This is a genomic window from Gemmatimonadetes bacterium SCN 70-22 (assembly GCA_001724275.1).
Taxonomy (GTDB): Bacteria; Gemmatimonadota; Gemmatimonadetes; order Gemmatimonadales; family Gemmatimonadaceae; genus SCN-70-22.
Genome location: MEDZ01000055.1, coordinates 1 through 10,232 on the forward strand (window position 1 = coordinate 1; position 10,232 = coordinate 10,232).

The 10,232-nt window shown below is 72.0% G+C and carries 7 protein-coding genes and 1 pseudogene; 7 read left to right on the forward strand and 1 reads right to left on the reverse strand.

The genetic code is table 11. The features are described 5' to 3' along the window. From ABS52_17895 to ABS52_17920, 6 genes and pseudogenes are all read left to right on the forward strand, one after another. Positions 1 to 288, forward strand: a pseudogene (locus ABS52_17895) (hypothetical protein). 36 nt (positions 289 to 324) lie between these two features. Continuing rightward, a complete protein-coding gene (locus ABS52_17900; protein ID ODT00757.1) occupies positions 325 to 1,653 on the forward strand; it encodes a hypothetical protein in 1,329 nt (442 codons plus the stop codon). A 17-nt stretch (positions 1,654 to 1,670) separates the two neighbouring features. Beyond that, on the forward strand, positions 1,671 to 2,594 hold the full coding sequence (locus ABS52_17905; protein ODT00758.1) for a C-5 sterol desaturase: 924 nt from the start codon (positions 1,671 to 1,673) through the stop codon (positions 2,592 to 2,594). A 241-nt stretch (positions 2,595 to 2,835) separates the two neighbouring features. Beyond that, positions 2,836 to 4,086 (forward strand): Zn-dependent hydrolase, encoded by a 1,251-nt coding sequence (locus ABS52_17910; protein ID ODT00774.1) that lies wholly within the window; start codon positions 2,836 to 2,838, stop codon positions 4,084 to 4,086. Positions 4,087 to 4,090: 4 nt separating this feature from the next. Beyond that, entirely contained in the window at positions 4,091 to 4,600 is a 510-nt protein-coding gene (locus tag ABS52_17915) for a hypothetical protein (GenBank protein ID ODT00759.1), read from the forward strand. Positions 4,601 to 4,607: 7 nt separating this feature from the next. Continuing rightward, positions 4,608 to 7,253, forward strand: a complete 2,646-nt coding sequence (locus ABS52_17920; protein ODT00760.1) for a hypothetical protein — start codon at positions 4,608 to 4,610, stop codon at positions 7,251 to 7,253. A gap of 89 nt (positions 7,254 to 7,342) precedes the next feature. On the opposite strand, the gene ABS52_17925 is transcribed toward ABS52_17920, so the two are convergent. Further along, entirely contained in the window at positions 7,343 to 8,827 is a 1,485-nt protein-coding gene (locus ABS52_17925; GenBank protein ODT00761.1) for an amidase, read from the reverse strand. Positions 8,828 to 8,998: 171 nt separating this feature from the next. Here ABS52_17925 and ABS52_17930 point away from each other — a divergent pair, with 171 nt between their 5' ends. Beyond that, positions 8,999 to 10,177, forward strand: coding sequence for a hypothetical protein (locus tag ABS52_17930; protein ID ODT00762.1), 1,179 nt, complete (start codon positions 8,999 to 9,001; stop codon positions 10,175 to 10,177). Positions 10,178 to 10,232: the final 55 nt, after the last annotated feature.

The window sequence follows — 10,232 nt, forward strand, 5'->3', positions numbered from 1 at the left end:
CTGACGACGCTGCGCCGCGAGCCCGAGGGGGCGGGGAGGGGGGCGGCAGCCGGCACCATGCTCGCCGCCGCCGCGCTCGCACTGGCCCTCGTCCCGCGGGTCGAAGCGGGTCCGTCGGTCGTGAAGGGAGTCCGCCAGGTGCAGCGCTTCGAGGTCGCGCTCGCGCCGCCGGCCGCCGCCGGCGCCTCGCCGCGCGCGCGCGCGCACCTCATCGTGGAGACGAGCCTCCGCGTGCGGCGCGCCCCGGATCGCGCGCGGCCGGTCGACCGTGGGAGGGGAAGGGGCTAGCTTCCCCGGGCGCCTACCTCGAACCGGGGATGCTGCATGTTCGTGTGGCCCGTCGTCGCGCTCGCCGTCATCCTGCTCACCGTCTGGCTGGTCGCCGGCGTCCGAACGGCGACCCTCCGCAGCGCCGAAGAGGCGCGGGCGATCCTGGCCGTGGAGCACCCGGGGTGGCACCCCGCCGAGGTGGCGTGTGCCGCGGACGGGGGGGGTGCGCTGGCGGCCGCCGCGCCCCCCGACGATGCCGTCGCCGTCGTCTTCGCCCATGGCGACACGCTCACGTCGCGCCTGCTCCATCGCGGCGACCTGGCCCGGATGGACGAGGTCCCGGCGCCCGGGGCGGTGCGCGCGCGCCTGTACCTGCACGACCTGGGGTGCCCGCACGTGGAGGTGCAGCTGGCGGAGGAACACTGGCGGGCATGGCGCCCCCGGTTGCAGCGGCTCGTCGGGGCCGCGTTGGCGGCGCTGACCCTGACCGCGGCAACGGGGGCGCTCCCCGCGCAGGAGGCGGCGCGCGGAGGTGCGACGGTGACCTGTCCTTCTCCCTTCCAGGCGTCGTGGACGCCACAGCGCCCGCCCCCGGGGTCGCTGTTCAGCGTGGAGGTGGTGACCTACCCCGGTGAGGCGCCTCCCGGCGCCGAGGTGGCGGGCGAGCCGCTGCACTTCTCGCGCACGGCTCCCGGGCGCTGGCGCGCCCTGGCGGCGGCCCCCATCGACTCGGCGAATTCGTTAGGCGTGCGCTTCGCCTGCCCCGGCGGGGCCCCCGACTCGGCAACGGCCCGCGTCGCCCTCGCCAGCGCCCACTACCCGCTCGAGCGATTGCGCGTGGCGCCGCGCTTCTCGGCCCCCCCGGACTCGGCGCTGCAGGCGCGCATGCGCCGCGAGGCGGCGCGGGCCGCCGAGGTCTCGCGGGCGTCGCACGCGACGCCTCGCCTGTGGACGACGTCATTCCGCCCCCCGCGCACCAGCCGCATCACCAGCAGCTTCGGGCGCGGGCGCGAGTTCAACGGGACGGTGACCTCGCGGCACATGGGGACCGACTACGCCGGCGCCGTCGGCGCCCCGGTGCGCGCCGCCAACCGGGGCGTGGTCCGCATCGTCGATCGCTTCTACCTGGGAGGGAACGTGGTCTACCTCGACCACGGCGAGGGGCTCGTCACTGCCTACCTGCACCTCAGCAAGCAGCGCGTGGCCGTCGGCGACACGGTGGTGCGTGGCGCGATCATCGGGCTCGTGGGGGCCACCGGGCGCGTGACGGGGCCGCACCTCCACTGGATTGCGCGCTACGGTGGCGTTACCGTCGACCCGCTCTCGCTGCTGCGGGCGACGGCGAGCGCGCGCGAGGCCCCGGGGAGGAGCTCGCCCAACTAGCGCACCGCCACCCCTGCATGCTCGAAACCCTCGCCGCCGCCCTCCCCAGCCCGGTCGCCTTCGCGATCCCGGTCTTCATGCTGCTGATCGTGGCCGAGGTGCTGTGGAGCCGGCGGCACCTGCCGACAAACTACGAATTGCGTGACACCGCGGCGTCGATCCTCATGGGGTTCGGGAACCTCGCGATCGGCGCCGCCTACGGCGGCGTGGTCTACGCCGCCACCAACTGGGTGTACCAGCACCGACTGGTGAGCCTCCCCGACGCGTGGTGGGTCTTCGTCGCCCTCCTCTTCACCGAGGACTTCTGCTACTACTGGTTCCACCGCTGGTCGCACGAGTACCGCGTCTGGTGGGCGGCACATGTGAACCATCACTCGTCGCAGCACCTCAATCTCTCGACCGCCCTCCGCCAGAGCTGGACCGGCCAACTGGCGTTCGTGTGGGTCCTCTGGCTCCCCCTCGCCCTTGCCGGCTTCCCCCCGGCGCTGATCGCCTTCCAGCAGGGGGTGAGCCTCGTCTACCAGTTCTGGATCCACACCGAGTCGGTGCGCCGCCTCCCCCGCTGGGTGGAGTACGTCTTCAACACCCCCTCGCACCATCGCGTGCACCACGCCAGCAACGCCCGTTACCTCGACCGCAACTATGCGGGGATCTTCATCATCTGGGACCGGATGTTCGGGACGCTGGTGCTGGAGGACGACGCCGAACCGTGCCGGTACGGGATCACCGCCAACCTCGGGACCTTCAACCCGCTGCGGATCGCCTTCCACGAGTGGGCGGCGATCGCGCGCGACGTGGCGCGTGCGCGCGGCTGGCGCGAGCGCCTGGCGTACGTCTTCGGCCCGCCGGGGTGGAGCCCCGACGGCTCTCGGCGGACGTCGGAGGAGATCCGGCGGGAGTGGAGGGAACGCCGCGCGCTGGAGGGGAGCGCGGGGGAGTGAGGGGGTGCGGGGCTCCGGAACCGGGAGCCGAGGGCGCATGCGCCTCGCGTCGCATTCACCCTGGGGCGCATTCACTTTGGGGCGCATTCACCTTGTCGCGCGAGGTGGTCGATCGCGCCCGCGGGGCGCATAATTGGGGGATCCACCTCGATCCCCGATCCCCATGCGGCGTCGCGACTTCACCAAGGCCTCCCTTTCCGCCCTCGCCGCCCTGTCGTTCGGGCGCACGGGGGCGTTTTCCATTCCGGCTTCGAGCGCCGCGCCGACGCTGGTGAACGGCGAGCGCCTCAACGCCCACATCGCCGCGCTGTCGCAGTTCGGGAAGAACGACTTCGGCGGGGTGTCGCGGGTGGCGTACTCGGAGTTCGACAAGCAGGGGCGGGCGTATGCGATGGGGCTCATGCGCGAGGCCGGGCTCACCGTCACCGTCGACGCCGGGGGGAACATCTGGGGGCGCCGCGCCGGCTCGGACCCATCGCGCCGGCCCATCGTCTTCGGGTCGCACATCGATTCCGTCCCCGAAGGGGGGAACTTCGACGGCCCCGTCGGTTCGCTGGGGGCCATCGAGGTGGCGCGCACGTTAGGCGAGCAGCGCATCACGACGAAGCACCCGCTCGAGGTCGTGATCTTCCAGAACGAGGAAGGCGGGACGGTGGGGAGCCGAGTGCTCACCGGCGAGGTGAGCGCCGACGACCTCAAGCTTCCCAGCAAGAGCGGCAAGACCATCGGCGAGGGGATCGCCTTCATCGGCGGTGATCCCGCCCGGCTGGCCGAGGCGCGCCGCGCGCCCGGGAGCGTCGCCGCCTATGTGGAGCTGCACATCGAGCAGGGGGGGAACCTGGAGGCGGAGCGGCTCGACATCGGGGTGGTGGAGGGGATCGTCGGGATCGGGTGGTGGGACGTGACCATCGAGGGATTTCCCAACCATGCCGGGACGACGGCGATGAACAACCGTCGCGACGCGATGCTGGCCGCGGCGCGCTTCACCGACATGGTGAACCGCGTGGTCACCAGCGTCCCGGGGCGGCAGGTCGGGACGGTGGGGCGGATCCAGGCCTTTCCCGGCGTCCCGAACGTGATTCCCGGGAAGGTGACCTGCTCGCTCGAGTTGCGCGACCTCGATGCGAAGAAGCAGGCCATGCTGTTCGAGCGGATCATGGGCGAGGCCGCCGAGATCGGGCGAGCGACGGGGACGACCTTCAGCTACAAGTCCACGCACGACTCGGCGCCGGCGCTGTGCGATGCGCGGGTGCAAACGGCCGTGGAGCAGTCGGCCCACGGGCTCGACCTAAAGACGAAATACCTGCCGAGTGGTGCGGGGCACGATGCGCAGCACATGGCGCGGCTGGGGCCGGCGGGGATGATCTTCATCCCGAGCGTGGGGGGGATCTCGCACTCGCCGAAGGAGTTCTCGCACGCGAAGGACGTCACGAACGGGGCCAACGTCCTGCTGGCGACGGTGCTCGCCATCGACTCCGCGCCGTGGAGCTGAGGCCATGACCCCCCGGTGGCAGTCGCTGCAGGACGAGCTGCAGCAGAGTCGCCCCTTCCGGTCCCGGCGCGAGGAACTCTTCCTGGCGCTCCTGCGCACCGCCGCCGTCGTGCGGCGGCCGGTGGCGAAGGTGGTCGAGGATCACGGCCTCTCGCTGGCGCAGTACAACGTGCTGCGCATCCTGCGCGGCGCGGGGGCGGAGGGGCTCCCGACGCTTGCCATCCGCGAGCGGATGATCGAGGAGGCGGCGGGGATCACCCGCCTCATCGACAAGCTGGAGGCGTCGGGGTTCGTGCGGCGCGAGCGGGATGCGAGCGACCGGCGCCAGGTGTACTGCCGGATCACCGAGGCGGGGACGCGCCTCCTGGTCGACGTCGACCCGCACCTGGTCTCGGCGATCGACACCGCGCTGTCGCACGTGGAAGGGGGGGAGCAGGATGGGCTCCTGGCCCTGCTGGCCGAGGTGCGTGCCGGGGCATGTCCGCCCAAAACGAATTCTTCGCAGGGGGCGTAGATAGGGGATGATCGTGCCTCCGTTTGGGGGCACGTCCTGTTCGCCCTTCTTCCAGCCCATGGGGTTCGTGCTGTCACGTCCTGCCTTCCTGCTCCCGGTCCTCGTCGCGACGCTCGCCGGCGCGCCCAGCATGACGCTGGCGGGGGCGCAGCTTCCCGCCAGCGTATCCGCGGGTCACGAGGGGCGCGCCGGTGACGCGCGTGCGGCCAAGGGCAAGGACGAGGGAGGGGCGCTCACCACGGCGCGCGCGGTGCGGGCCAGGGTCGCGCCCGTGATCGACGGGCACGACGACGATCCGGCGTGGCAGGTGGCGCCGCCCATCGACGACTTCAAGCAGTTCACCCCGGTGGAGGATGGCGATCCGTCGTTCCGCACCGAGGTGCGCGTCGTCTACGACGACCGGAACCTGTTCGTCGTGATCCGCGCCTTCGACCCGCACCCGGACAGCATCGTCTCGCTGCTGAGCCGGCGCGACGTGCGCACCAACTCGGACCAGCTCAAGGTCATCATCGACGGCTACATGGATCGCCGCACGGGGATCCAGCTCATGCTCAACCCGGCCGGGGTCAAGCGGGACGCCTCGATCTACAGCGACTACGTGGAGGACATGAGCTGGGACGGGGTGTGGGACGGGGCCGCGGCGATCGACTCGTTAGGGTGGGTGGCCGAGTTCCGGATCCCGTTCTCGCAGCTCCGCTTCAACGGCGGGGCGCCGACGTTCGGCTTCGGGGTCTGGCGCGACATCGCCAGGCGCAACGAGCGGGCGGCGTGGCCGGCCTTTCGCCAGTCGCGGCAGGCGCTCGCCTCGCAGCTGGGGACGCTGGAGGGGATCCGCGGGATCCAGCGCGGGAGCCGCCTCGAGCTCCTCCCCTACGCCGTCACCAAGAACGTGACCGAGCCCGGCGAAGAAGGGTGGCGCCACCCGCAGAAGCTCACCGCCGGGGTGGACCTCAAGTACGGGGTGACCCCCAACCTCACGCTCGACGCCACCGTGAACCCCGACTTCGGCCAGGTGGAGGTGGACCCGGCCCTCCTGAACCTGACCGCGTTCGAGGTGCGCTTCGAGGAGCGCCGCCCCTTCTTCCAGGAGGGGGTGGGGCTGTTCAAGTGCGGCGGGCCGTGCGAGGGGGTCTTCTACACGCGCCGCATCGGGCGCACGCCGCAGCTGCGCAGCTCGTCACTCGATCCGTCGGGGACGACCATCCTTGGCGCGGCCAAGCTCACCGGGCGCTTGCGGAACGGGGTGGCGGTGGGGCTCGTGGAGGCGGTGACGCGGCGCGAGGAGGGGGTGAGCGGCGAGACGGTGGAGCCCGAGACCAACTACTTCGTCGGGCGCCTCGTGAAGGAGATGCGGGAGGGAAGGACGCAGCTGGGGACGATGGTCACCGCCGTCAACCGCAACCTCGACGACCATGCGGCCGGTTCGCTGCGCCGCGACGCCTACAACCTCCTCCTGCAGGGGGTGCACCGCTTCGGCCGCGACCGGTGGGAGCTGATGGCGTACACCGGGCTGAACCGGGTGAGCGGGTCGGAGCGCGCCATCGCCCTCACGCAGCTCAACAGCGTCCACTTCTACCAGCGCCCGGACCACGAGGAGCGCTTCGACAGCACGCGCACTTCGTTAGGCGGGAACGTCGTCGCCGCCTCCATCAGCAAGGTCGGGGGGGCGGTGCGGTGGAACACCTACCTGCGACGCGCCACGCCGGGGCTCGAGCTCAACGACCTGGGGTTCGTCCCCACCGTCAACGACGTCTCGGTGCGCAACGAGGCGTCGTGGCAGGCGCTGCGCCCGGGGGCGTTCTACCGGCGGTCGTTCAACCTCGTCTCCACCGAGAACCACTGGACCACCGGCGGGCTCCCGAGCGGGACGCGGGTCACGGCGCACAGCTCGTTCGAGCTGCTGAACAGCTGGGGGGTGGCGCTGACGTACAACATCAACAACCTGGGGACGGCGCACTGCGTGTCGTGCGCCCGCGGCGGGCCGGCGGTGCGACAAGGGCCCGCGCAGGAGCTGGGGTTCTCGGTCACCGGCGACCCGCGCAACGTCCTCGTCCCGCGGGTCTCGGTGTTGGGGGGGGTGGGCGACGGCGGGCGCTCGCACACGGGCGCGATCACCGCCGGGGGCGAGCTGCGCGTCGCCTCGCGCTTCTCGGCCGCCGCCGAGCTGTCGTACCAGGCGCGGGACGACGACCAGCAGTGGATCGGCAACTACGGCGCCCTGCTGAGCGACACCACGCACTACACCTTCGCCCACCTGGACCAGTCGACGGTAGGCATCACCGCGCGCCTCAACTGGACCGCCTCGCCCACGCTCTCGTTCCAGCTCTATGCCCAGCCGTTCGTGAGCACCGGGACGTTCCGCAACTGGCGCGAGGTGGCCGACCCGCGCGCCGGCCGGTACGAGGATCGCTATCGCCCGTATGGCGGCCAGGCCAACCCCGACGGCTTCAGCTACAAGCAGTTCAACTCCAACGCCGTCGTGCGCTGGGAGTACCGTCCGGGGTCCACGCTCTTCCTCGTCTGGCAGCAGGGGCGGCTGCAGAGCGACGCCAACCGCGGGGCGTTCGACTTCTCGCGCGACTACCGCGACCTGTTCCGGGCGCACCCGGACAACACGCTGCTGGTCAAGGTGGCGTACTGGGTGAATCCGTGAGTACGAGAAGACGAGAAGACGAGAAGACGAGAAGACGAGAAGACGAGAAGACGAGAGAGGCGCTTCCTCCCCGCGTGCCTCGGCGCTGCTCAGCTCTGCGCGGACACGGGGGGCCACTTGTCCTTCCAGGGGCGGGCGCGCTCCAGCTGGGCGGCGACGCGGAACAGCGTGCCATCGTCCCCGAACCTTGCCGCCAGCTGCACGCCGATGGGGAGCCGCTCCGTGTTCCAGGACAGCGGGACGCTCATGGCGGGCTGGCCGCTGGCGTTGAAGAGCGGGGGGTAGGGAATGAAGTCGAAGACGGTGGCGGCGGCCTGGGCCACCGCGCCCAGCCGGCGCATCAGCCCGCCGGCGCGCAGGGCGCCGAACACCTGGATGAGCCGGGCCTCGGCGGGCCCGGGTTGCAGCTCGCCGTGGCGCACCGGCGGCATCCCCAGGGTGGGGGTGAGGAAGAGGTCGCACCCCTCGAAGAAGCGCCCCATCGCCCGGCCGCTGCGCTGCAGGTAGCGCATGGCGCTGGCGTACTCGCCGGCGCTCACCGCGTCGCCGAGCATCGCCAGCCCCCACGTCGCCACCTCCACGTCGCGTCGCGTCGCCCTGCGCCCCAGGCGCTGCCGGGCGTCGCGCAGGTCGGCCGCGACCTCGCCGCAGACCACGGTGACGAAGGCGTGGTTGAACTCCTCGCGGTCCACGACCGGGGCCCGCTCCTCCACGCGGTGACCTAACGACGCGAGGAGCCGGGCGGCGTCGCGGACGGCGGCCTTGCAGTCCGGGTGGATCTCGTGGCCCAGCATCGGGGCGTCGGTGAAGGCGATGAGGAGCGGGCCGGGGTCGGTCGCGACTTCGTCCAGGTACGGCCGTGAGCGGGGCGGGGCGGCATACGGGGCGCCGGCATCCTCGCCCGCGATGGCGTCGAGCATGGCCGCCGAGTCGCGCACCGACCGGGTGAGCACCCCCTCGGTCGCCGAGCCCCCCCAGTGCTCGCCCTCGTCGGGGCCGGTGGGGACGACGCCGCGCGACGGCTTGAAGCCGAAGAGTCCGCAGCAGCTGGCGGGGATGCGGATGGAGCCGCCGCCGTCACCGCCAGCCGCAACGGGGACCATCCCGCTCGCCACCGCGGCCGCCGAGCCCCCGCTCGACCCGCCGACCGTGCGTTCGAGGTTCCACGGGTTGCGGGTGGTCCCCTTGGCCCGGGGCTCGGTGTAGGGGACGAGGCCAAACTCGGGCGTGTTTGTCTTGCCGAGCGTGATGAGGCCGGCGCGGCGATAGCGGCGCATGAGCTCGGAGTCGTGGTCCGGGCGCCACCCGGCGTACAGCCGCGACCCCATCTCGAGCGGCTCGCCCGCGTACGTGGTGAGCAGGTCCTTGATCAGGAACGGGACGCCGGCGAACGGGGCGTCCGGATCGGCGGGCGGGGCGTCGGCCGTGCGGCGCGCCTGCTCGAACATCGTGTGGACGACCGCATTGAGCCCGGGGTTGAGGCGCTCGATGCGGGCGATCGCGGCGTCGACGGCCTCCCTCGCCGACAGCTGGCGGGTACGAATCAGATGCGCGAGTTCCAGGGCGTCGGGCATGGGATGGGAGACGGGAGACGGGAGACGGGAGTGCGGAACGGTCGGTGGCGGGGGGTGGTATTCTCACGCAATCTTCTCCTTGCCCCAGAGGTCGGTAAGGGTCGGCACTCATCAGGGAGGCCTGTCATGCGCGAGGCAGTCGTTACGGTGGGACGAAGGTTGCCTCGCGTCGTGAGGCACGGGCTCGTGGCGCTGGCGCTCCTGCCGGTGTTGCAGCTGCCGGCACAGGCGGTGGCGGCGCGCGCCGATGCGCCGCCCGCGCCCCCGAAGGACTGGGGGGAGGTGGCGCGGGTCGTCGTGGAGCGGATGCAGCTGCTGGCCGGCGAAAGGGTCGTCCTCGTGGTCGTCCCGGGGGTGGCCGACGACCTGGTCGAGGAGATGCTGCGTGCGGTGCGGCGCGGCGGGGGCGAACTGGTGGGGCTGATCCCGGCCCGGGGGATCGCACCGCAGAAGTGGCGCAGCGACTTCACGCGCCTCACGGAGCAGAAGCCCAGGCAGCAGCTCATCGAGATCCTGCGCAACGTGGATGTCGGGGTCATGCTCCCCGGGGCCACCGTCGGCGACCCGGCGTACGATGCCTTCCAGTGGCTCCTGCAGCGTCCGGCGGGGCGCGGGGTTCGCACCATCCACTTCCATTGGGCCGGGGCCTACTCCATCGACGGCGAGCCGATCCCGGTCGACCCGGACGTCGCCGAGTTCTACGAGCGCGCGCTGCTCGACACCGACTACGAGGCGCTCGCCGATTCGCAGCGCCGCTTCGAGAGCGCCATGCGCAAGGCGCCGGTGCGAGTGACGACCCCCGCCGGGACCGACATCACCTTTCGCATCGGCAACCGCGTGGTGACGCGGCAGGACGGCGACGCGTCGCAGGGGCGGGCGCGCGAGGGGCGGACGCTCATCGACCGCGAGGTCGAGCTCCCCGCCGGCGCCATCCGCGTGGCCCCCATCGAGGAGAGCGTGGAGGGGAAGATCGCCTTCCCCGACGGGGTGTGGGGGGGCGTCAGCGTGCGCGGGCTGGTGATGTACTTCGCCAGGGGGCGTGTCACGCACTTCACCGCCACGAGCGGGCGCGACGGGGTGGAGCAGGAGCTCGCGGCCGGGGGGGATGCGGCGCGATCGTTCCGCGAGTTCGCCCTGGGGCTCAACCCGCTCCTCGCCATCCCCACCAGCGGGCATCGCTGGATCCCGTACTACGGCTACGGCGCCGGCGTGGTGCGGTTGTCGTTAGGTGACAACCGGGAGCTGGGGGGGAAGGTGAAGGGGGCCTACGTGCGGTGGAACTTCTTCACCGATGCCACGGTGGAGGTGGGAGGCGACGTGTGGGTGCGGGATGGAATGATGGGGCGGTAGGTCGGGAGACAAGAGCGGGGAGACGGGCGCGCGCGGCCACGCCGCGCGCACCCCC